Below are 24042 nucleotides of genomic sequence, written 5' to 3'. Positions count from 1 at the left end.
TACCATTATGAAAACAACACTCACATTAACAACAATATTTCTCATTTCCTTCTTCGGAATGGCACAGAGTATCGAAAAATTCAGCATAGACTCTGGTGGAGCATCAGCAACTGCTGGTGGTATCCAAATCCTTTACACCATTGGCGAAGTCAATGTGCAAGAGTACAGCAATACAAGCCTTTCGGTTTCCGAAGGTTTTATAAACGCTGACCTAAAAATTAGAATTAATCCCAAAATGATTTTACAAGGGCCAATGCTCAGTCCGGCTAATGCAGGTTTAATGAACGACAACTTGAGAGCTGCTGGCTATATCCCAACCACAAGTCCCTATACAGATGCTGCCACTTGCACTGCTGCCGTATTTAATGCAACTGGAGATAATGCCATTGTCGATTGGGTTTGGGTAGAACTTCGAGACAAAAACAACAATACTTCGGTCATTTTATCACAGTCTGCGTTATTACAGCGCGATGGCGATGTGGTCTCTACAGATGGTGTGTCTTTTATAAACCTTAATGTCTCGGCAGACGATTACTACGTGGTCGTCAATCATAAAAACCACTTAGGAATAATGACGGAAACACCAGTTCTTATTACTAAAAACTCAACTCCGACAATTATAGATTTTACAGATGTTGCTACGGGCACTTATGGCACACATGCCCAAGTCACATTATCCTCTGGAGACATGGCACTTTGGGCAGGCGACGTTAACGGTGATGGATTGGTAAATTATTCTGCGGATGTTAACCGCGTTTCTACAGATATTATTTTGTTTCCCGATAATACGGAGTTTAGTACAAGTTACGATTTTGTTGACGGGTATTTTCAATCCGATGTCTTTCTCGATGGTAATGTATCCTTCTCCAATGAAACCAATCAACTGCAATTATCTGTACTGCTATATCCATTAAACACGAGTTTTAGTTCGCAATATAATTTGTTTTTGGAACAATTACCTTCTCCTTCTGCCATGAGAAGTAGTTTGCAACTAAGTAGAGAACAAGTACGGCTAGACCAGGCCTTAGAAATATTAATCAATTTAAATTAAAAAAAACCATGAAAACAAAGATTCACGAAGACCAAAATAAATTTTACACTATGAGAAAAAAAATACTTATGCTTTTAGCAATTATGGTATGTTCATCATCACTATTTGCACAGAATGTGACTTTCAGATTAAACTGGAATTCAAGTAATTCTGAATACGAATTGTACGTGAAACGGGATATAACAGCAGTTGCTCCAGTAACCACAGGCGGTACAGCCGCAGTGACGATCGTTTTTCCAACAGATGCATCTGAAACAAGAGCACTAGCACATACCAGTGAAAGTGTGTCTTCCTTTAATCCGGCAGGCGTTATTAGAAGTCCAGAAGCTTCACCAGGTAATGATTTTTATGTATTCAACTCTGTTGGCGGTAGTAGTTATATTGGTGTTTTAAATGCCGATGTTGAGGTATTATGGATGACTTTTACACCCTCTGACGGCAATTCTGAAGCAAGATTGTTTGAAAATGATACCGACCCTGACTCATCTGCGGCTGGTATGTTGGGCATAAACGCACAATCAGATTTCTATACCATTACACTCGCTGGCGCAATTAATGAATTTGCAGGTAATGAAGTTTTAGGTGTTGAAGAAAATGAATTGCAACAATTATCACTATATCCTAATCCTGCTTCGAATAAGGTAAATATTGAATCGAATCATATAATTGATAGTGTTGAGGTTTACGATATTTTAGGAAAGCAGGTAATGTTATTGAAAAAAACCAATGAGATTGATGTTTCCAATTTAAATTCAGGGATCTATTTGTTTAAAATATCAATGGGTAATAAAGTCCAGACAAAAAAAATAGTGGTGGAATAAACTTTGAATTAATTATTAAAAGGGAAGTGTTTAACTTCCCTTTTTAATTTCATTTTTAAAGTCTAAAGGACGGCCTTAAAGATTATAAGAATATCGCTCAATATATTTGTATTTCTTCACTCATATTGCAAATGTTACATTATTTATAGGTCTTGTTACAATACTTATACATTTCTGTTTTATGACTAATTAGATTTGAAATCAATACTAAATATTGATTTTCATCAATCTATTTTTAGTATTAAATAAAGTCATTGATATTATCCAATTATGAAAAATCTAACCGTCATCATTTGCGTCTTAATGTTTACAGTAGTAATGTCTGCACAAGTTGGTGTCGGAACAACCGACCCACAAGCACAATTGGATATACGATCATCAGATCAAGCAAATCCAATAAATACGGATGGCATTCTCATTCCAAAAGTTGATGATTTCCCTATAATAAATCCGACAGTAGCTCAAGATGGAATGTTAATTTACGCTACAGGAACAGGTGTGCCAACGAAAGGGTTTTACTATTGGAACAACACATTGTTAACATGGATTTCTATTGTAGGTGTAAATAAAATTGATGATTTAATAGATGCTAAAAGTGATAGTGACGGGACAGAAGATGGTTCATCTGTTTTTTTAGGTATTGGAGCGGGAATAAATGATGATAGTTCGGATAATAGAAATACAGGTTTTGGTTATCAGTCTCTTAACTCAAACATTACGGGATCTAATAATGTTACAAACGGCTATCAAACGTTAATTTCAAATATTTCAGGATCTAATAATGTAGCAAATGGATATATGGCATTATCAAGCAATATTTCAGGATCTAATAATGTAGCAAATGGATCATTCGCTTTATCATGGAACACTATAGGGAATAGTAATGTCGCAAATGGATCATCTGCACTTCGGTTTAATGTCTCAGGTTCTAACAATATTGCTAATGGAACTTTCTCTTTAACTTTTAACAGTACTGGAAGCTCTAATATAGCAATTGGGAATTATGCGCTATATGATAATAGTTCGGGAAATGATAATATTGCAATAGGTACAGATGCTCTATTTGGAAACGTGAATTCTGGAAATTATAATATTGCAGTAGGTGCAGATGCACTCTTTAATAATTCCATAGGAGAACATAATATTGCAAATGGTTTTCGATCATTAAGACAAAATACAACGGCGAGTGGAAGTGTTGCTATCGGCGCAGAAGCTTTAGAAAGCAATACCACAGGTGAACAAAATATAGCAATAGGAAGAAGAGCTCTACAAAGTAATATCACTGGAGCATCCAATATTGGAATTGGCTATGAATCGTTACTTAACAATACGGGAAGCTGGAATACAGCTCTGGGCACTTTTGCAATGCAATCTAATACCTCTGGAAATAGTAATACAGCTGTAGGATATCGAGCCTTAAATTTAAACACTACAGCCGCTGCTAATACGGCAATTGGTAATCAGAGTTTACATTCAAATACAACTGGTGCTGCTAATACGGCATCAGGGAATGAGGCATTATATTCTAATACAACTGGTGCTGCTAATACTGCAAATGGATATCGGGCTTTATTTTCAAATACTACAGGTGGTTCTAATGTAGCGATAGGGTCCAGCGCTTTATATTCTACTACAACGGGATTTAGTAATGTTGCAACTGGACATAATTCTTTGAGCACTAATACAACAGGCAGTCAGAACATTGCAACTGGGATTGAAGCATTATTTTCCAATACTACAGGTAATAATAATGTAGCCAATGGTTATCGAGCATTGAATTCCAATACAACTGCTAGTGGTAGTGTAGCCATCGGTACAGAAGCTCTGCAAAACAATACTACAGGAGAACAAAACGTAGCCATGGGGAGTCGAGCCTTACAGAATAATGAAACTGGAGCTTCAAATGTTGGCATAGGCTATGAGTCTTTGCTTAGTAATACTGGAAGCTGGAACACGGCTATGGGCACTTTTGCAATGCAATCTAATACCTCTGGAAATAGTAATACAGCCGTAGGATATCGAGCCTTAAATTTAAACACTACAGCCGCTGCTAATACGGCAATTGGTAATCAGAGTTTACATTCAAATACAACTGGTGCTGCTAATACGGCCTTAGGAAATGAAGCCTTATATTCAAATACAACAGGTAATGCCAATGCTGCAAATGGATATCGGGCTTTATTCTCAAATACTACAGGGATTTCTAATACAGCCACAGGATCGAGTGCTTTATATAATAGTACTACAGGATTGAGTAATGTGGCAACTGGACATAATTCGTTAGGCTCAAATACTGCAGGAAATCAAAATGTTGCCACAGGCAGCCTTGTTTTATTTTCTAATACTATTGGAAACAATAATGTTGCCTATGGGTATCAAGCACTATATAATAATGAAACAGGTTCTAATAGTATTGCAATTGGCTATCAAGCAGGTTATAATGAAACCGGCTCCAATAGATTATACATAGAAAATTCGAGTTCAGATGATGCACTTATTTATGGGGAATTTGATACGGACTTGATTCGTATCAACGGTACTTTAGATGTTACTAATGAAATAAATAGAGAAGCTACAGGAAATGCGAATATAGTACCTATCGCTTATGGAACTGTGGAGTCTAACGCAAACGTACTTAGTGGTACTGGCAATTTTACGGCGAGTATATCTGGTGGAGTTATTAGTGTAAGTGTTAATAGCGAAACCTTGAATGTTTATGATACCTCATGCGTAGTAACGCCTTATTCAACCGCGTTTAGAACTTCAAGTATAGTTATTAGTGGAGGAGATTTACAAGTCCGTATATTCAATAATTCTGGAAGTATAACACCAACTACTTTTCAATTTACTATTTACAAATTATAGTATCTAAAAAATAAATATTTAGGATCAAGTACTAAATGGGTTGAGGACCTTACTAAAAAAGTGGGCCGTGATATTAATAAAAGTTGAAAACTCAATTTTTTAGAAGTCCTAATAGATGTGAGAGATAGAGAAAGTCGCTGTAGGGAGCGACTTTCTTATGATGTATTGGTTTTGTATAGGCGAAAAATTAGGTTCCGCTTATTCTTATTCATAGTTTTATAAAAAAGAATTCTATGAAGTTAAATTACGTTTTAGTCATTATTTTGGTGTCATTTAGTCTCTTATCATTTTCGCAACAGATGCCAGTAGATTTTTCGGATGGTACTGATAATTTTAGTGCATTTTCTGGTAGTAGCTTTGCTCTCAGTGCAAACCCACAGGAGGCTAATGATAATGTTGGACAATTTTATAATGATGGCAGTGATCCTTGGCAAGGGTTTTATATCGATTTAAATTTTCCTATAGATTTAGATGAACAACAACAGATAACCCTATCCTTTTATCAATTTGATCCTAATGCACATAATATTTATGTAAAGCTAGAAAATGGAACTAATCCTGATGTTGAGGTCGTGCAAAATACTTCTGGAACGGGTTGGGCACATGATTTAGTTTTCGATTTTTCAGCGGCTACGATTTCTGGAACTTCTAATACTGTTTTTGCCACAGGAACTTATACTAGACTCGTTATTTTTATAGATGGAGGTGTAGCTTCACCTGGAACATACTTAATAGATGATATCGATGATGGTTCTGAACCGGTAGATCCTAATACCTTAGATGTTATATATACTGACTTAGTCTGGGCAGATGAGTTTGACACAAATGGGACCGTAGATTCTAGTAAATGGTTTCACCAAACACAATTACCAGCTGGTGGAAGTTGGTTTAATGGCGAAGAACAACATTATACCGAACGTATAGAAAACTCTTTTGTGGATAATGGGTTTTTAAATATCTCAGCAATAAAGGAGAATTTTACAGATCAAGGAGAGACTAAAGCATATACATCAGCACGATTGAATTCTAAATTTGCTTTTACTTATGGTCGAGTAGATGTTAGGGCCAAATTACCTTTAGGTAATGGTACTTGGCCTGCTATATGGACCTTGGGAAAAAATACGACAGAAGTTGGTGCTTATTGGCAAACTCAAGGATTTGGAACTACAGGTTGGCCAGCTTGTGGAGAAATTGATATTATGGAACACGGGTTGGGCGCTACAAACCATGTTAGTAGTGCTTTGCACACCCCATCAAGCTATGGTAATACATTTAATGTCCAATCTTATGTTCTAAATGATGTTGCTAATGACTATCACGTTTATTCAATGAATTGGTCTCCAAATCAAATCACATTTTTAATTGACGATGTGGGTTTTTATACTTATAATCCAGCTGTTAAAGATGATAGTACTTGGCCATTTTTTGAGGACCAGTATTTAATTTTAAATATAGCCATGGGTGGAATATCAGGTGCTATAGATCCTAATTTTGTACAGAGCAATATGGAGATTGATTACGTGAGGGTTTATCAGAATACAGGTTTGAACGTAGAGGATCAAGTTGTCAATAGATTTAATATTCATCCTAATCCATCTAGTGATTATATAAATATTGTATCTGATAAAACTATTGATAAAGTGGGGCTTTATAACGCCATAGGTCAGCTCATAGTATATAAAACAACCAACACAAATGTCTTAAAAGTTGAAAACTTAAAACCAGGAATATATATTCTTAAAATCTATTCAAGAGGTCTTACAACGATTAAAAAAGTAGTAATTGATTAATAATTAGCATATTCCACAATCTCCAATCCGTAACCAATCATCCCAACACGCTTGGTTTGTAGGCTATTGGAAATTAATTTTAGCTTGCTAATTTTAAGATCGTGTAATATTTGCGCTCCAATTCCGAAATCCTTGGTATCCATACTTAGACTAGGTGCTTTTACTAATTTGCCTTCCACTTGGTTTTCTCTTAGAATGGAAAGACGTGTCAATAAATTCATGGATTCTGGTTGTTGGTTGATGAATATTATAGCGCCTTTACCTTCGGTATTAATGACATGAAACATATCATCTAGTTTCTGATCGGTATTATTGGTTAATGTACCAAGAATATCGCTATTAACCAACGTATTATTGACTCGTGTTAAAATAGGCTCATCAGATTTCCAAGTGCCTTTCGTTAAAGCAATATGTATTTGGTCGTTTGTGGTTTGTTGGTATGCTCGTAATCTAAATTTTCCGAAACGGGTTTCGATATTAAAGTCTTCTTTTTTGTCGATTAAGGAATCGTGCTCCATTCGGTAGGCGACCAAATCTTCAATAGAAACAATTTTAAGATCAAATTTTTTAGCCACTTTTAATAATTCAGGTAAACGCGCCATGGAGCCGTCTTCGTTCATGATCTCAACAATGACGCCTGCAGGTTCAAAACCAGCTAAACGTGCAAAATCTATAGCAGCTTCTGTATGGCCAGTTCGTCTTAAAACACCACCTTCTTTGGCTACCAAAGGAAAGATATGTCCAGGTCTAGCCAACTCAAAAGATTTTGTTTCGTTGTTAATTAGAGCTTTTACCGTTTTTGATCGATCACTTGCAGAAATACCTGTACTCACGCCATTACCTCGTAAATCTACAGAGATGGTAAAAGCTGTTTCCATCGGATCCGTGTTGTTCCTAACCATCATAGCAAGGTCTAGCTCTTCACAGCGATGTTCGGTCAAAGGCGTACATATTAAACCGCGACCATGTGTTGCCATAAAATTGATCATTTCTGGCGTTACTTTTTCTGCAGCAGCTAAAAAATCGCCTTCATTCTCGCGGTTTTCATCATCTACAACAATGATAACTTTGCCTTGTTTAATATCTTCAATGGCTTCTTCAATTGTATTTAGTATCATTTTTTTATTTACGGTTTTGGTTATCATGAAGTAAATTTAGATGAAACAAAGATACGTTTATTTTATATTTTGAAGACAGCTCAGATAGAAGTCTTGTGAAATCTTGTTTCTCAAAATAATGTACTTTAATGGATAGAGTGGAAGTGTTAAAATTAAAATAAGGGGATTATTCTGTTTCCCTTTTAAGTCGATAATCTTGTAAAATTTTGAATATTTAAAAACATCGACAATCACATAAATGACAAAAAAGATAAAGGCAATAATACTCAAACTCAATGCGGATTCTGCGATTTCAGGTAGTTTATTGTTTTTAAATACCAAATGCAATACTAATAAAACGATACCGACGACATAACTTACTAAACTCGTTTTTGAGTAATCTTTATAATCTCTTAGTAAAACCCTGGCCTTTATAAGTTTATCAGGAATTTCTAAACCTTCGGACTTTAAACCTTCAAGCGAAATTTTTCGATCCAACAGATTATGAAGTGCAATCTCCTTTGGTTTTTTATCTAGGTCAAATTCTTCTTGTTTCTTTATAATTTCTATTAACTCTTCGATAGAATATCTTTTATAATAATTATAGGTCTTGGTATCGCTTTCTGAAAGTTGAAATTTATTTTTTGAACTAAATAAACGTTTCAATGGCACGATAATAAAATCAAACTGAAAGACACCTTTGTCGTTCGTGGCACGAGTGGTCAAATAAATACTCAAAGGTAACATCACAGCAGTAGAAAGCCATGCGCCAATTACAGGACTAAAACTGCCTTTCTCCGCACTGTTTTTAGTAAAAATGCCAAAGAAATGATAGGTTAAGAACAATACAATGGCAATAACCATTGGCAAGCCAAGGCCTCCTTTGCGGATTAAGGCTCCAAGAGGTGCACCGACAAAAAATAGTATGATACATGCCAGTGCCAAAACAAACTTATCATGGAATACTATAATGTGTTTATTTAATCGTATGTCTTTTTGTTCAAGTGATCTTTTATTAGAGTCTAATATCTGTCTTGTGCTATTTGAAGAATTAATGGCCAAATTTATAATCTGGACTTTTTGACTAATGTTATAAAGTTCAAGAATGTCTTTTCCATTATAGATAGAGTCCGTCTTTGTTGTATCTATATTTGTGTTCAATGATGAAAAAGTACTTCTATTATTTAAGGTTTTAGATAAGTTAAAATAATCGTCTGTCTTCTTGTTTTTAAGTGTATCAATGACATCATTTAGCTGAGTAACATTATACATATTATATCGATCACTATGATTTTTTTCGTCGAGATCTTCGGTATTTAACAATTCTAAATCTACATTGAAGGTGTAGTTATCAAAATAGCTTTTAACATGTGGTTGATTTACATTCTGTCTGCTATCTTTATTTACAATTTCTTCGTAGTAATTCCCGTTTGATAATTCGAGTTGGAGAATATTGGAATCAATACTACTTTTAAGTTCCCCTTCTTCCGCTACAATGACCGTGTAGTTTCCGGTACGCGTGTTGTTTTTTTTATGAATAACGACGCCTTTTAGAAATTGACCTCGATCTCCCGATTTCTCTTCGACCTTAATATTAATGTTACCTATTTCATTAAATTGACCTTCTGCAATGGCTAATGCAGGTTTGACCTTGGCAATATTTCTTCTTAAATTATAAAAATTATATTCGCCCCATGGAATCACATTATTGGCAAAAAAGAATGTGGCAATACCTAAGGCAACGATAAATACGCTTAAACTTCGCATGGCGCGTTGCAACGAGATTCCTGTAGATTTCATGGCTGCGAACTCGTAGTTTTCTGCAAAGTTTCCGAACACCATTATAGAGGACAACAACACCGTAAGCGGAACCACCAAAGGAATGAGCTTTGGCATATAGTACAAAATAAATTTTGCAGTAACGGTTATGTCTAAATCCTTACCGGCAAGTTCAGCAATATATAGCCAAACCCCTTGTAAAATAAAGATGAACATGAATATAATAAAGACGCTAAAAAACGTCCTTAAGAATGTGATAAGTATGTACCTATCTAATATTTTCACACAATAATGTTTTAACCTTATATCAATTTGAGCCTATAATATTATTGGCTATTAATCAATTTTATTAATAAAGTAATCGCTGTATTTACTTTTGTCAAATGTAAATAAGGTTTTTGAGATGGGTTCATCGGTTTTAAAAGAATTAACAGTTAATGTTGTTTTCGTTCCGTTTTTCCCAACTTCAATTAAATTATAGATATGTTTTGTAGTGGCATCAATCCCAAGTAAAACATGTTTAATTTCAGAATTGGTATCCATAGGCAATAGTTTTACATATTGAATTTTTCGGCCCTTTACAGTTTGTACAATATCCATTTTAAAGGTATAACCATCTTCATAGAATGATAGCATTTCACTTGGTGTGATGGTGCTTTCATCTTCTGTATTGTTTGAAGAAATAGTCACTTCTTCATCTTCTGGACTAATGGTGTACAACGTTTTACCATCGTATATACGCGTGACTCCCAAAATATTAAGTTTATATTTTTCGCCTTCAATTACGACATCTCCACGCGTTTCTTGACTAATATTTTCGCTTATATTATTTAATTCATATTTAAAGTCTAAACTGATATTTTTATAGTTTTTAATTTTAGAACTCACTTCGTTTAATAAGTTCTCGGCTTTGGCATCGCTCTGAGCAAATGCGTTAAATCCTAGTGCAATACATGCTAATACTATTAAATTTTTCATTTTTTTATTTCTTTCAAAAATTATAAATAATTTATTACTACTTATTTCAAATTCTACAACTGTTCATTCTCCAGCAATTGATCTAAAGAGGCTAAATCCGGAACCAAAACTTGGCGTGCCTTACTACCTTCAAAATTACCTACAATACCAGCTGCTTCTAATTGATCGATTATTCTACCTGCTCTGTTGTAACCCAATTTCAACTTTCTTTGCAATAAAGATGCCGAACCTTGTTGTGCTGTAACAATAAGTTCTGCGGCATCCCTAAAGAGTTTATCTCTGTCGGATATGTCTACATCAAGATTTGTGCCACCTTCTTCGCCAACATATTCTGGCAATAAATGTGCATCAGGATATGCTTTTTGTGAACCAATAAATTCTGTTATTTTCTCAACTTCTGGTGTGTCCACAAAGGCACATTGTATTCTTATAAGTTCATTACCCTGAGTGTATAGCATATCACCGCGTCCAATCAATTGATCGGCTCCAGAGCCATCTAAAATGGTTCGTGAATCTATTTTGCTTGTGACCCTAAAAGCGATACGAGCCGGGAAATTGGCTTTGATAATACCTGTAATGACATTTACAGAAGGGCGTTGTGTCGCAATAATCAAATGTATTCCTATCGCTCGTGCTAATTGTGCTAATCTTGCAATTGGTGTTTCAACCTCTTTACCAGCCGTCATAATTAAATCAGCAAACTCATCGACCACCAAAACTATGTAAGGTAAAAAGGCGTGACCATCATTTGGGTTTAATTTTCTAGCTTTAAATTTAGCGTTGTATTCTGCAATATTTCTACAAAAAGCATTTTTAAGCATTTCGTAGCGGTTGTCCATTTCAATACAAAGTGAATTCAGCGTATTGATAACTTTAGTGTTATCCGTTATAATAGCATCTTCGCTATCAGGTAGTTTTGCTAAATAATGGCGTTCAATTTTATTGAAAAGCGTCAATTCCACTTTTTTAGGATCGACCAATACAAATTTTACTTCAGCAGGATGTTTTTTATAGAGTAAGGACGTTAATACAGCATTTAACCCGACAGATTTACCTTGCCCTGTAGCACCTGCCATAAGCATGTGTGGCATTTTAGCTAAATCGACCACAAAGGTTTCGTTGCTTATAGTCTTACCAAAAGCAATTGGAAGCTCCATGTTAGATTTTTGGAATTTCTGAGATGCAATAACTGAACGCATGGATACAATGGTCGAATTTTTATTTGGTACCTCAATACCGATCGTTCCTTTTCCTGGAATAGGAGCAATGATTCTAATACCCAATGCAGCTAGTGATAAAGCAATATCATCTTCTAAATTCTTAATTTTTGAAATTCGAATTCCAGCATCTGGAACAATCTCATATAGCGTAACCGTTGGTCCAATAGTGGCTTTAATACTTGTGATACCAATTTTGTAATTACTTAAGGTTTCAACAATTCGGTTTTTATTTTCTTCGAGCTCTTCTTGGTCAATGGAAATGCCTTCGTTCTCATATTTTTTTAACAGATCCAAGGTCGGGAATTGATATTTACCTAACTCTAGCGTAGGATCAAATTGCCCAAAATCTTCCACTAATTTATCGGCTAAATTATCGGATTCAGACTTTTCTTCTTCAACCGTTTCTACCTCCATAGTTAATTCTGGTTCGTCAACCGTTTCTTCCTCGGGCTTTTCGGTAACTTCCATTTTTAGCTTTTCAGCCTTAACTTCTGTTTTTGAATTTGGTTTAGAATGATGACTAATGGTTGGTTCGGCCTCATCCAATGGAATCTCAAAGGCAGATTTAATAGCTTCTGCTTCTTCAGTTAAACTGTTGTCTAAAGCTACTGTGGGCTCAGTGGTAGTGTTTTCGGATTGTAAATCTTCTTTTATCGATTTTTTTGCGCGTTTAAAACTATTGACAAACGTGGCTCCTGTAACCTTGAATCGAATGGCCAAATAAGCAATAAGTCCAAAAATTAATAGCAAGATGGTGCCGGCTTTGCCAATGTAGTCTTGAAAGAACTGATTCATCTCAAAACCAATTGTGCCGCCAAGTAAATCGTATTTATGCGCAAAAAATCCGAAAAGAATGGATAACCAGATCACGATTAGTGTTCCCCAAATCCAATGTTTTCTTAGCTTTATCTTGTTTAAATTTAAAGTGACATAAACTCCAGAAAGAAACAGTAATCCTGCAAAAATAAAAGACGGTAAACCAAAACCTTTGGTGATAAAAAATTCACTGACCCAAGCGCCAAGTTGACTTGCCCAGTTTTTATATTCATCGGAACGTTCTGGGAAATTATTGAGCACACTTTGATCTTCCTTGCCTGTAAAAACAAAAGACAGAAAGGATATAAAAAGGAGTACACCAACCATTATAAGGAAACTACCAAAAATGAGTTTCTGCTGGCTAGAAAGTTTAAACGAAGGCTTTTTTAATTTCGTTTTTGCTTTTGCTTTTGGCTTCGCCTTAGTTGTGGTTTTCCCTGCCTTACTGTCAGACAGGTTTTTTTTTGCTTTTTTTGCCATTTTATGCCGAATTTATTTCGGTATCTTATTCCGGTTTAAGGAAATTTCATTTATTGTATTCTATTACTTTTTTTGATAAACCATTAACATAATGAGTTATCATTTTGTTCGGTATCGCTAATGTATCGCCTGTAAAGCCATTAATGTCAACATAACTGATATTATAATTATAAAATTTTAAATATTGACTTGCCAAAGGTAAATATGACCAATGCCATTTTTCTAAATTATAACCCTTTCTACCATTTTCTTTCGTCGTATACGTTTGGTAAAAACCAAACTTATTAGCATTATTCGTTAGCCAATTATATTCGTACTGTCCTTCTCCGCTGCTAAAATACGAATTGTTTAAACTATTTAAATCCATGTCTGTTCCCCAATGATGTCGCGATGTGGAAGGCATAGAACTAAATTCCAAAATCTTTTTCGAGCGTTCAATTGGTTCTAAGTTGCTATACGCATTCCATTTACGTTCCCAAATGGCTTTTTGTTCATCAAAATTTCGGGTTCCAGAAATTATTTTAAGTGACACATTCGCCTTTTTTGCAGCTTCAAACATTTTTGTAAAAGCGTCATAAACTTCATTATCCAAATACAATGTTTTGGCTGAATGAATAGATTTTACTTTGGTAAACTTAATATCGCCTTTATAACTAAACTTACCCAAAACAAAGGCTTTGGCTCTATAGTAATCTTCAGAGTTTTTAATTTCTAGTTGACCTAAACGGCCATTAATTTTAAGAACATGGTGAACTGATTTTACTTGCTTTTCACAACCAAAAGTTATTAATGAAAGCATGTATAACACGATAAGTTTCTTCATTGTATGTTTTGAAAAGGATTGCAAAATTAGAATTGAACAAAAATACAAATAAGTAACGTTTATCCTAGTGGTTTTGGTATAGAAACGAAGATTATATCAAATTGAAAAAGTTGATATAAATTTCTAATGAAAACTAACTAAATTTCGGGAAATAAATAATACCAGCAACAATTACAGCAATCACTGAAGCAATAAAAACAGCACCAGCAGCAACATCCTTTATGAGTCCTATTTTTATATGGTACTCAGGATGAATAAAATTAGCTATATGTTCAACAGCCGTATTCATAGCTTCTAAGCTCATTACCAAACCTATCATTGTAAGTTGTATAAGCCATTCATTCGTTGAAATTTCAAAATAAAAGCCAGCAATAGTCACTGCAATCGCTATAAACAATTGGACTTGTATGCTGGCTTCTGATTTAATAAGTATTAGCATGCCCTTAAAAGCAAAACCGATACTTTTGAGTCTGTTAATAAGGAAGGAATCTTTTTTTTGCATGTATTCTGAAATTTGTTCAGAATCTGTTTAGTTCTTTTCGAATTTTATTTCAAAGCATCAATAACCGTTTATAATTAAATAAAAAAGCTATTTCAAAACCTCTAAGGCAGCTTTGTAATTAAATGAAAATCATTTCAAAGCTTCTAAGGCAGCTTTGTAATTCGGCTCATCCTTAATTTCTTGAACTTGTTCGGTGTGTAAAATTGTGCCATCTTTATCAATGACCACTATGCAACGTGATAATAATGTTTCCAAAGGCCCAGTTTTAAAAGTTAAACCATAATCTCTTCCGAAGTTACCCGTTTTAAAATCCGACAGGCTTTCCACATTGTCCAATCCTTCTGCACCACAAAAACGATTTAATGCAAATGGTAGGTCTTTTGAGATGCACAATACTTTAGTGTTATCCAATTGTGCTGCTTTTTCGTTAAAAGTCCTTACCGATGTGGCACAAGTACCAGTATCTATACTCGGAAAGATATTTAGAATCAATCGATTCCCCTCGTAATCTGAGATTGATTTATTTGATAAGTCCGTTGCTGTAAGTTTAAAATCTGGTGCTTTGTTCCCAGTAGATGGTAAACTTCCTATCGTTTCTATAGGATCGCCTCCTAATGTTATATGAGCCATTTTTATAAATTTATGTGAATGTTAAAAATAGTAACTTTTAAGCATATTTATATTAAAGAAAGTATAATATTTTAAATTATTAATCAGCGTTTAAATAATATTTAAATATTTATAATTCAATGATTTATAATCTGTGAACCTTTGAGTTTTAATGCATTTAAACGAAGTTATAGGTCGTTTGAATAGTTTATTCATTAAAATTGGTGAAAATTTCTACTTTAGAAAGCTCAAGCTATTAATCTATTCAAATTATTCTCAAGACAAACTCCCTATTTGTCTTTGTTATAACCATTTTTTATGAAATTTAAAATACGAAAGTCCAAGATTCTTCGTAACCTTTTTATTGCCATTGGACTATTATCATTAGGGAATTTAATTTCTGTTTATTTAATTTTTAATACTGCAGGAGTAGAGGATAAGGTTACAAGACTGCTGGTTAAACTCTTAAATGTAAATTTAGAAGCCAATTTACCCACTTATTTTTCATCCTTGGTTTTACTCGCTGATGCTATTTTATTAGCATTAATTGCTTACGGTAACAGAGCCATTGGTGGACGATTCTGGCATTGGATAGGCTTGTCCTTGATATTTGTATTTATTTCTTTAGATGAAATGATTCAAATTCATGAACAACTTAGAGCTCCGATGGAAGCGCTTTTCAATACTTCTGGCTTACTCTATTTTGCATGGTTTATCCCATATATGGCGATTGTCGTGATTCTTGGTATTGCTTATTTTAAGTTTATGATGAGTTTACCAAAAAAGATTTTGAAACTTTTTATTTTGGCAGGTGTGGTTTTTGTGTCAGGTGCTGTTGGAATGGAAATGCTTGGCGGATTGCATGCAGAAGTGCATGGTGAAGACACGTTAACTTATGCTTTAATGTATAGTTTTGAAGAGTTTTTAGAAATGTCAGGTGGTGCTATTTTCTTCTATGCGCTAATTGTGTATATAGAAATGAATTTTGAAAAACTAAGACTTCGATTTAAGCCTAAAAAGAAAAAGAAGAAAATTAAAAAGATCAAGAAAAATTTGATTGAAGCATAAAACCAACAAAAGCTTTCCAACACGTATATGCTTTAAAGCCTTTGTTAGTTCCTGCAGAATAAGTTAACGCAGTTCAGCTCCAAGTTTAGTCTCAAAATTAGATTGAAGCTTAGACATGATCTTGTCTATCTGTTTATCATTTAAAGTTTTGTGTTCATCTTGAAGAATAAAACTAACAGCATAACTCTTTTTGCCAGCTGGTAAATTTTTGCCTTCATAGACATCAAATAGATTCACACTTTTTAGCAATTGCTTTTCAGTTTGTTTGGCGATGGTATTGATGTCTTCAAATGTAACGTTGTTATCCAAAAGTAAAGCAAAATCGCGTCTAACCTCTGGATATTTAGAAATGGCACTAAACTTAATTTTGTTATGTTGCGCCATGTCCAATACATTATCCCAATTAAAATCAGCAAATAATACGTTTTGGGAAATTCCAAAATGTTTCAATACCGATTTTTTAACCAAACCGAAATCCACCATTATTTTCTTTCCTATGGATAGACTCATCCCTTCGCTAAATACGTCAGATTTAGTTGGTGCAGACTTAAACTTTGTTAAGCCTAGACGTTCCAAAACCACTTCAACAGTCCCTTTTAAATAAAAGAAATCACTTGGACTGGAAGAAGTGTTCCAGCGTTCTTCAGATTTATTTCCTGTTACAAAAAGCGACAAATGTTTATGTTCTTCTCGCACATCTGATGAATATTGATGATATGTTTTTCCAAATTCGAACAATTTTAAATCATCTCGTTTTCGATTGATATTATGGGCAACGGCTTCTAATCCTGAAAACAACAGTGACTGACGCATGACTTCCAAATCATTGCTCAACGGATTCAGCATTTTTACATTATGGTCTTCATTTAAGTCTTTACTTAAATCCACGTATTTAGGTGTGGTTAAGGAATTTGCCAAAATCTCAAAGAACCCATGAGAGACCAATTGATTTCCTATAATATTCTGAAGTTTATAATCTTCAAATCGAGATGAATTGGAAATCGAGGCATTCAATTTAGTTGTAGTGGCAATATTATTGTAACCATACACTCGCAGTATTTCTTCAATAATATCAGCTTCACGTTGTACATCGTTTCTGTAAGCAGGCACAGTTAAACCTAATCCTGCTTCAGTAACATTATTTACTTTGATATCTAAAGAGGTAAGAATGCTTTTTATGGTTTCCTTTGGGATTTCCTCACCAATTAACTTTTTTACATTGTCAAAACTCAATCGAACCTCAAAGTCCTTTATCTTTTTTGGGTAAGCATCAACGATATCACTTGTAATTTCGCCTCCTGCAATATCAAGAATCAATAGAGCAGCGCGTTTTAATGCATATTCAGTAAGATTGGGATCAATGCCTCTTTCAAACCTAAAAGATGAATCGGTGTTTAAGCCATGACGTTTCGCTGTTTTTCTTACGCTCACAGGATTAAAATAGGCGCTTTCCAAGAAAATACGGGTTGTGTTTTCCGTAACTCCAGAATCGATGCCGCCAAAAACACCGGCAATACACATCGGTTTTTGAGAATCGCAAATCATTAAATCATCTTCATGCAATTCACGAACAACACCATCTAAGGTTGTAAATTTTGTTCCAGTTTTGCAGGTTTTAACCACAATTTTCCGGTCTTTAATTTTATCAGCATCGAAGGCATGTAAGGGTTGACCTAATTCATGTAATACATAATTTGTGATATCAACAAGGTTGTTGATAGGAGATAAGCCAATGGATTTTAGGCGATGCTGTAACCAAGCAGGAGACGGTTCCACTTTTAAACCCGATATTGTAACACCACAATAACGAGGTGCTTTTTCATAATCCTTTACATCAACATCAATTTTAAGTGCTCTGGCATCTACATGATATGAACTGACTGAAGGTGTAATAAGTTCCAAAGAAATTTCTTTCTGTAACAAACCTGCTTTGAGATCTCGAGCTACTCCATAATGGCTCATGGCATCTGCTCGGTTAGGGGTTAGGCCAATTTCAAAAACTTGATCGGTTTCAACTTTAAAGAGGTCAGCAGCAAGTGTGCCCACTTTTATTTCTGAATCCAAAACCATGATACCATCATGCGATTCGCCAAGGCCCAATTCATCTTCAGCACAAATCATTCCGTGACTTTCTTCGCCTCGAATCTTACCCTTTTTAATTGTCCAAGCTTCACCTTCTGGTGTATAAAGTGTAGTTCCTATGGTTGCCACAGGTACTTTTTGTCCAGAGGCTACATTTGGCGCGCCACAAACGATTTGCAAAGGTGCATCTTCACCAATATCAACAGTAGTTACTTTAAGTCGGTCTGCGTTTTCGTGTTGCTCGCAGGTTAAAACTTCGCCAACAACGATACCTTTTAATCCGCCTTTAACGGATTCGTAGGTCTCAATGCCTTCTATTTCCAAACCAAGATCAGTAAGTAATTCGCCAGTTTTTTCAGCGTCCCAATCGGTTTTTAAAAACTGTTTTAGCCAGTTGTATGATATTTTCATGTGTCAATTTAATCAAGGTGCAAAGATAGTAATAGTTGATACCTATTAAAACAGGAAATGATAATTTTTAATACGGAAAGGATTAATAGTATTTGTTGGCGTTTTCAGAATAGAAAAGTGTCTGAAAAGGTTGTAATTATAATTCAATTCGGTATTAATGATGAAAAATCATTCTAATTGCCGAATTTTGATAAATTTTTAGTCTAAAAACACCTATGCGACATCTAATTGTTTCTTTTATCATTTTAGTTTTTTACTCTTGTAAGGAAGAAGCCAAAAAACAAATACAACTTAAAACCGGGAACTACAGAGCCGTTTTAGAAGTTAAGGATGAGGAAGAGTTACCGTTTATTTTTGAAGTAAAATCACCGAAGGAATTATATATTTATAATGCTGAAGAAGTCATAGAAGTTGACGAGATTCAATACAGAAATGATTCTGTTTTTATAAAAGCACCGGTATTTGAAGGTTATATTGCCGCTGCTTTTGTAGATAATAATTTAAAGGGTAGTTATGTAAAGGAAAGTTTAGGTAGGGTAGTGCCTTTTACCGCTGAATATAATACTGACAGTCGTTTTATTATGGAATCTAAGGCAACGCAAAATGTTGAAGGCATTTGGAAAACGGTTTTCAGTAAAGGGGTGGAAGGGGACGAATACAGTGCCAAAGGGATTTTCAAACAAAAAGGGAATAAGGTTACTGGGACATTTAGGACCACTACAGGAGATTATCGGTATCTGGAAGGCGTAATGGACGGGAACCAAATGAAGCTTTCCACATTTGATGGTGCGCATGCTTTTCTATTTACGGCGATAGTAACAGACTCAACAATGGACGGCCAATTTTATTCGGGAAACCATTGGAAAGAACCTTTTGTTGCGAAACGTAATGAAACATTTGAATTACCGAGCGCCAACAATTTAACGTTTTTGAAGGATGGTTATGATGGTTTGAAATTTTCATTTCCTGATGAAGATGGAAACATGATTTCATTAAATGATGAGCGTTATAAAGATAAAGTAGTTATTGTACAAATTATGGGTACCTGGTGTCCAAATTGTTTGGATGAAAGTAAATATTATTCAAAATTCTATGACGCAAACAAAGACAGGGATTTTGAAATCGTTGCCTTGGCTTTTGAGTATGCAAAAACCGAAAGCAAAGCTTTTAATAGTATTACTAGGTTGAGAGAAAAACTAAATATTGGCTATCCTATTCTTTTAGCACAATACGGCACATCCGATAAGTCTAAAGCCCAAGAAAAATTACCGATGTTGAATCATGTGTTGTCTTATCCCACTTCAATTTTTATTGATAAAACTGGTAAAGTACGTAAAATTCATACGGGCTTTAATGGACCTGCCACAGGAGAGAAATATGAAGAGTTTAAGGCCGAATTTGAAGGGTTTGTTGATGATTTGTTAAATGAGTAAGGTCATTTATTAAATTCTAACGATGAAAGGATATTAATTTTCTGAGGTCATCTTGATTTTAATGGAAATGTATTTTGGTGATAATTTAATGGGGTTTTACTTGTTATTTTATCATCGTACTTCATAAGTTAACAATTCATTTGTCATTCGTATTTTAATATCAATATTCTGAACGTTTTCAATCAATCTTTTTGAACCTAAAGCCACTTTAGCTTTTTGATACATGAACACCTTATTTTATTGCACAAGACAAGGACTGCAGCAAAAAAGCCTTAGGGCAAAGCTCCTTTTGCGCCAGTTCTAGACATTTGATGCGTTAATTGATACTAATTAAGCAAAAGAAAACCAACCAAAGTTAAATCTGCAGGATTTTCCGTGTGTTTCCATTACGAGTAATTAGCCATATGGATTTTAATTTATTATCAATACCATCTAAAACGGATTGCTCTATCTAAATGTTATTTGTAGCTGTTAACAGCATTAATTAAACTTTTTTCTTAATGATAAACAAAACTCAAGTAATTCTGCTTCAGCATAAATGCCATAGGCAGAACTTAAGCAGCCCTTGGTTCCGTCCACACATTCTATTAGAAACAATATTGATTGTTCTGATGGGTCACTTGCATTTTCATGAACGCAATACTCAACCAGCTGACATTCTTCTTTCTTATACGAAACGTCATTTAGTCTACCTATTAATTTGTCTTTTCTGAACATAAATTCTTCTGAATAACCGAAGTTTTTAGCTTCACTAATATCTTCTAATAATGTTCTGCTGTTTGATAGTATCATTGTTTTTTTATTAATTTCTTAAACAAGTATTTATATGAAACGTAGTGAATTAAAAAAGCGCTATTACTTCTAGATTACATCAAAAATAGCAGTTAATTACAAATCCTGTAGTTTGCACTTAACTGCTATTTTATATAGAACTTGCTGTGCTACGTTTTTCTATCTTTCAATAGAATTTTAAAATTTAATCATTATTAAATAAGACCGTTCCACTTTCCATATCATAAATAGCAGAAACTATCATTATCTTTCCATCATCCTCCATTTTTGCTAATGTTGGAGAGGCTTCTCTGATATTTTTTACTGTTCTTATCGCATTGTTATTTATTACATTATTGGTGTAAATAGTATTTTTTGAATCGCGTTCACCTTGTAATTCTGTTTCAATTACAGCTGGTTCGATTTCAGCCATTAAATCAGCTAATGATGTCATCCCTAAAGACCTTGCGTCTACTTGATCTATGGTTGATTTTACAGCTCCACAAGCCGTATGCCCCATCACAATTACAACCTTTGAACCCGCAACTGCAGTAGCAAATTCCATTGAGCCTACAATATCTGTATTCTCGATATTACCTGCTACTCTGGCAACAAAAATATCTCCAATCCCTAAATCGAAAACATCTTCTACTGGTACGCGACTATCCACACAAGAAAGCACGAATGCTTTGGGAAATTGACCAATTGTAGCTTTTCTTCTTTGCTCAGAATGGTCACGCTGGGTCAAGTTATTATTTATAAAATTCTCGTTTCCTTTCTTTAATCTTCCTATAATCTCTTGTGGTGTCATACTGGCTTGTTCCACGGCAGTTAAAATACTACCCACAACTTTTTCTTCCACCAGTTCTTGAGTCTGTTGCGTTTCTATACTTGTCTTTTTGGTTTCTTGACATGAAGTTAAAAGTAATACTATGGATAACGCAATTAATGGTAATGTTGGCTTTTTCATTGTGTTTAAATTATTAGGTTAATACTTAAACAAAAATAGAATTAATTTGTATTTAGTAAGATTATATTAACAAATATTTAATAGTATTACTTTCAACTATGTGAATAATGCTTTTAAAAAGTTGTATTAAACTTTTTCAACCTAAATTTCATTTTTAATTTGAAGTTTGTCTACAAATTTTTCAAAGGCTTTGTATGTTTTGTTAGAGAGCGGATAAGCAGTTAATTTAGCAAGTACTCAAGAAATTGAAAGTTCGAGTGGATTTTGTGAAGTTTGTTAAGAAAAAGCAATTATTTGTAATTTTTTTAAATTTTCATTTGTTACATTCATGGCGAATTGGTCAATTTTCACATTTTTGGAAATTGGTTCTATTTTAGTTTAAGTTGTATTTTTTGGAAATAATGCAATTCCTATTTTCCCAGAAATTAAAAAGATTGGAAAGTCTACCCATTAAGTTAGCTGATTGGTTTTCAGTTTCAACACGTTTTCATACCATAAGGCAGAAACTTCCATTTCGGCAACTTGAATTGTTACGTTGTCTAAAAACTCAATTTATGTTTTATAAATATAATGGTAGAAATGAGTCAAAAAAGCATCTGTTTAATACTATCTATTTCGCCTATTTTTTATCTATATTATTAGAAATAGTATTTATCCATTTTTCAATTGCTATTAAATAATCAGGATGCAATTTAGACCAATAAGGAAAATCACTTTCGCCAATGTAATACATTGAATGAGAGGCTCCTTCTAATAAAACAGTTTTAAAATTATCATTGTCTGATTTTATCAGTGCCTCTGAAATGACTTTATAACTATTTTCTGGTATTATTTCATCTTTTGTTCCTTGGAGAATTAGCACAGGTTGCTTTGTTGTTTCAAAGTAAAGTATTGGACTATATAGAAGTTTTTTATCTGTCTGGACTTCGTCTAAATTTGGTATCCATGCATTGGTAAACCACGAATTGGATTTTTCATTGTTTATAGCCTTTTCTAAATCTGTTCTGGAAAGTTTACCAGCTATAAATTCAAAAACCTTTCGTTGAAATTTAATGGCAGCTTCAATCTCATTTCCAATAATAGCTGCATTTCTATTCTTCCAATAATTTAAATCACTTTCTAGTAAGGTAACTCCAGGACAACTTACTATAATCCCATATTTCAAATTTTCCAATTTACCTAGAATGTAAGGTATTTTAGTAGCTCCCTGACTACTCCCTTTTATTCCTATTTCTCGAAGTGGAATCCCTGTCTTGTTAGAGAAATACTCTATTGCTGTGATATCATCTGCTACTAGTTCTTCAATTGTTGCCATATTCCAATTGCCCTCAGAATTTCCAGTACCTCTTTTGTCATAATGGAATGTAGTAAATCCCCTTTGAGCAAATAGTATGGCTTCTGCACGTGAAGCACTTCGGTCTGAGTTTCCTGAAGAAGTTACAATTACAACGGATTTTCCTTCATTGCTATTTGGATACCAAATAGTGCCATTTAGATTTAATCCATTGGAATCAAAACTAACTTCCTCACTTTTTGGAGTACTGCTATTATCTAAAAGTTTCTTTTCTAATGTGTATAGAGTACTAATAGAGTCAACAGTAAGTGAACCCTGAAGTGAACCGTAATGATCTATCCATTTATTTTGAAAAGAGTAAGTGTGAAAATCACTTTGTAACTTAAAATTTATGGAATCGCCGTTTACTTCAATATTTTGAAACGGAATCCGATTGGCATTTTGCTCTAAACTTGTAAAATAGGCATTGAAACCTAAAGAATCTTGTTCTATTTCAAATATTATCTTATCGGAAAAATTACCATGTTTAAAAACTCCGCTAAAGTGTCCTGACTTTTCAATTATATTAGTCTCCGACTCGTGATTACAAGAAAATATTCCACATACTATGAATATGACAATTATTCTTTTCATGCCTACATTTTTTAGTGAGTTTTTTGCAAGTTCAATTGTTTCTAAGGTTTTTGTTATTTAGCTGTAGCGTGTTTCGTCACGAACCTTTCCAGACAAAAACTGATTTGAAAAAACCCTGAGCTTTTGGGCATTAAGGATTTTCTAGATAGGCACTAGCCAAAGCAATTAATTATACATGGCTTAAGTTTACAATTCATTAAATTTAAGCATAAATCAAAGAATAAAAGAGATAATTAAGGTTACAACAAACGGTGAGACTTCAATCTCGATATTCCCGAAGCTTTGTAAATAATCCTCTCTGTTTTTTTTGCTTTTATTTTATTCAGTTCCCTGTATGCCAGTAGTTTTGAGGCTTTTAGATCTCTATTTTAGCCTTTGCTGAGTGCAGTCGAAGAATTGAAACAGTAATAGCTCTTTCTTTCCAAAAATCAGTTCATATAAATAAATATAGAGAAATTTACGGTATTGACACTAGGAAATCAGTAATTGATGTTTATTATGAATGTGCTTGTCATGTCCAAATGGCAAATGTTTATTATTGGTAATTAA

General features: G+C 34.1%; 17 protein-coding genes. 6 read left to right on the top strand and 11 right to left on the bottom strand.

The window, feature by feature from the left end:
- Window positions 1-7 precede the first annotated feature (7 nt).
- From HM987_RS09575 to HM987_RS09560, 4 genes are all read left to right on the top strand, one after another.
- On the top strand, window positions 8-1051 hold the full coding sequence (locus HM987_RS09575; protein WP_179007558.1) for a hemagglutinin protein: 1044 nt from the start codon (window positions 8-10) through the stop codon (window positions 1049-1051).
- Between the two features lie 8 nt (window positions 1052-1059).
- Entirely contained in the window at window positions 1060-1872 is an 813-nt protein-coding gene (locus HM987_RS09570) for a T9SS type A sorting domain-containing protein (RefSeq protein WP_179007555.1), read from the top strand.
- 270 nt (window positions 1873-2142) lie between these two features.
- Window positions 2143-4737: a beta strand repeat-containing protein gene (locus HM987_RS09565; protein WP_179007552.1), complete on the top strand. Its 2595-nt coding sequence runs from the start codon at window positions 2143-2145 to the stop codon at window positions 4735-4737.
- A gap of 233 nt (window positions 4738-4970) precedes the next feature.
- Window positions 4971-6527: a family 16 glycosylhydrolase gene (locus tag HM987_RS09560; RefSeq protein WP_179007549.1), complete on the top strand. Its 1557-nt coding sequence runs from the start codon at window positions 4971-4973 to the stop codon at window positions 6525-6527.
- Here the strand turns inward: HM987_RS09560 and ribB are convergent.
- From ribB to tpx, 7 genes are all read right to left on the bottom strand, one after another.
- Window positions 6524-7672 carry a 3,4-dihydroxy-2-butanone-4-phosphate synthase gene (ribB, locus tag HM987_RS09555; protein ID WP_179007545.1) on the bottom strand — a complete coding sequence of 383 codons (1149 nt, stop codon included), beginning with the start codon at window positions 7670-7672 and terminating at the stop codon, window positions 6524-6526. The two genes, HM987_RS09560 and ribB, sit on opposite strands and share 4 nt — an antisense overlap.
- Before the next feature lie 30 nt (window positions 7673-7702).
- Complete coding sequence (locus tag HM987_RS09550) at window positions 7703-9688, bottom strand: LptF/LptG family permease (RefSeq protein WP_179007542.1); 1986 nt, start codon at window positions 9686-9688, stop codon at window positions 7703-7705.
- 51 nt (window positions 9689-9739) lie between these two features.
- Entirely contained in the window at window positions 9740-10381 is a 642-nt protein-coding gene (locus tag HM987_RS09545) for a LolA family protein (RefSeq protein WP_179007539.1), read from the bottom strand.
- A gap of 53 nt (window positions 10382-10434) precedes the next feature.
- On the bottom strand, window positions 10435-12897 hold the full coding sequence (locus HM987_RS09540) for an FtsK/SpoIIIE family DNA translocase (RefSeq protein ID WP_179007536.1): 2463 nt from the start codon (window positions 12895-12897) through the stop codon (window positions 10435-10437).
- 46 nt (window positions 12898-12943) lie between these two features.
- Entirely contained in the window at window positions 12944-13720 is a 777-nt protein-coding gene (locus tag HM987_RS09535) for a M15 family metallopeptidase (RefSeq protein ID WP_179007533.1), read from the bottom strand.
- 133 nt (window positions 13721-13853) lie between these two features.
- On the bottom strand, window positions 13854-14222 hold the full coding sequence (locus HM987_RS09530; RefSeq protein ID WP_179007530.1) for a diacylglycerol kinase family protein: 369 nt from the start codon (window positions 14220-14222) through the stop codon (window positions 13854-13856).
- 129 nt (window positions 14223-14351) lie between these two features.
- A complete protein-coding gene (gene tpx, locus HM987_RS09525; RefSeq protein WP_179007528.1) occupies window positions 14352-14852 on the bottom strand; it encodes a thiol peroxidase in 501 nt (166 codons plus the stop codon).
- 297 nt (window positions 14853-15149) lie between these two features.
- Between tpx and HM987_RS09520 the strand changes: the two genes are divergently transcribed.
- Window positions 15150-15899 carry a hypothetical protein gene (locus HM987_RS09520; protein ID WP_179007526.1) on the top strand — a complete coding sequence of 250 codons (750 nt, stop codon included), beginning with the start codon at window positions 15150-15152 and terminating at the stop codon, window positions 15897-15899.
- Window positions 15900-15962: 63 nt separating this feature from the next.
- On the opposite strand, the gene pheT is transcribed toward HM987_RS09520, so the two are convergent.
- Complete coding sequence (gene pheT, locus HM987_RS09515; protein ID WP_179007523.1) at window positions 15963-18392, bottom strand: phenylalanine--tRNA ligase subunit beta; 2430 nt, start codon at window positions 18390-18392, stop codon at window positions 15963-15965.
- Between the two features lie 215 nt (window positions 18393-18607).
- Here pheT and HM987_RS09510 point away from each other — a divergent pair, with 215 nt between their 5' ends.
- Complete coding sequence (locus HM987_RS09510) at window positions 18608-19825, top strand: peroxiredoxin family protein (RefSeq protein ID WP_179007519.1); 1218 nt, start codon at window positions 18608-18610, stop codon at window positions 19823-19825.
- A 480-nt stretch (window positions 19826-20305) separates the two neighbouring features.
- Here HM987_RS09510 and HM987_RS09505 read toward each other — a convergent pair whose 3' ends face one another.
- From HM987_RS09505 to HM987_RS09495, 3 genes are all read right to left on the bottom strand, one after another.
- Entirely contained in the window at window positions 20306-20617 is a 312-nt protein-coding gene (locus tag HM987_RS09505) for a hypothetical protein (protein WP_179007516.1), read from the bottom strand.
- Between the two features lie 184 nt (window positions 20618-20801).
- On the bottom strand, window positions 20802-21566 hold the full coding sequence (locus HM987_RS09500; RefSeq protein WP_179007513.1) for a carbonic anhydrase family protein: 765 nt from the start codon (window positions 21564-21566) through the stop codon (window positions 20802-20804).
- A gap of 619 nt (window positions 21567-22185) precedes the next feature.
- Window positions 22186-23493: an alpha/beta hydrolase family protein gene (locus HM987_RS09495; protein ID WP_179007510.1), complete on the bottom strand. Its 1308-nt coding sequence runs from the start codon at window positions 23491-23493 to the stop codon at window positions 22186-22188.
- Window positions 23494-24042 lie beyond the last annotated feature (549 nt).

Origin of the sequence: Winogradskyella forsetii, assembly GCF_013394595.1 — a bacterium.
Lineage (GTDB): Bacteria > Bacteroidota > Bacteroidia > Flavobacteriales > Flavobacteriaceae > Winogradskyella > Winogradskyella forsetii.
The sequence above is the reverse complement of the archived record's forward strand: the minus strand, read 5'-3'. Positions and strand labels throughout refer to the sequence as shown.

Bases quoted from the DNA above. Each gene is read 5' to 3' on its own strand.
- HM987_RS09575 (WP_179007558.1), top strand. From the start codon at position 8: ATGAAAACAACACTCACATTAACAACAATATTTCTCATTTCCTTCTTC.
- HM987_RS09570 (WP_179007555.1), top strand. From the start codon at position 1,060: ATGAAAACAAAGATTCACGAAGACCAAAATAAATTTTACACTATGAGA.
- HM987_RS09565 (WP_179007552.1), top strand. From the start codon at position 2,143: ATGAAAAATCTAACCGTCATCATTTGCGTCTTAATGTTTACAGTAGTA.
- HM987_RS09560 (WP_179007549.1), top strand. From the start codon at position 4,971: ATGAAGTTAAATTACGTTTTAGTCATTATTTTGGTGTCATTTAGTCTC.
- ribB (WP_179007545.1), bottom strand. From the start codon at position 7,672: ATGATAACCAAAACCGTAAATAAAAAAATGATACTAAATACAATTGAA.
- HM987_RS09545 (WP_179007539.1), bottom strand. From the start codon at position 10,381: ATGAAAAATTTAATAGTATTAGCATGTATTGCACTAGGATTTAACGCA.
- HM987_RS09540 (WP_179007536.1), bottom strand. From the start codon at position 12,897: ATGGCAAAAAAAGCAAAAAAAAACCTGTCTGACAGTAAGGCAGGGAAA.
- HM987_RS09535 (WP_179007533.1), bottom strand. From the start codon at position 13,720: ATGAAGAAACTTATCGTGTTATACATGCTTTCATTAATAACTTTTGGT.
- HM987_RS09530 (WP_179007530.1), bottom strand. From the start codon at position 14,222: ATGCAAAAAAAAGATTCCTTCCTTATTAACAGACTCAAAAGTATCGGT.
- tpx (WP_179007528.1), bottom strand. From the start codon at position 14,852: ATGGCTCATATAACATTAGGAGGCGATCCTATAGAAACGATAGGAAGT.
- HM987_RS09520 (WP_179007526.1), top strand. From the start codon at position 15,150: ATGAAATTTAAAATACGAAAGTCCAAGATTCTTCGTAACCTTTTTATT.
- pheT (WP_179007523.1), bottom strand. From the start codon at position 18,392: ATGAAAATATCATACAACTGGCTAAAACAGTTTTTAAAAACCGATTGG.
- HM987_RS09510 (WP_179007519.1), top strand. From the start codon at position 18,608: ATGCGACATCTAATTGTTTCTTTTATCATTTTAGTTTTTTACTCTTGT.
- HM987_RS09505 (WP_179007516.1), bottom strand. From the start codon at position 20,617: ATGATACTATCAAACAGCAGAACATTATTAGAAGATATTAGTGAAGCT.
- HM987_RS09500 (WP_179007513.1), bottom strand. From the start codon at position 21,566: ATGAAAAAGCCAACATTACCATTAATTGCGTTATCCATAGTATTACTT.
- HM987_RS09495 (WP_179007510.1), bottom strand. From the start codon at position 23,493: ATGAAAAGAATAATTGTCATATTCATAGTATGTGGAATATTTTCTTGT.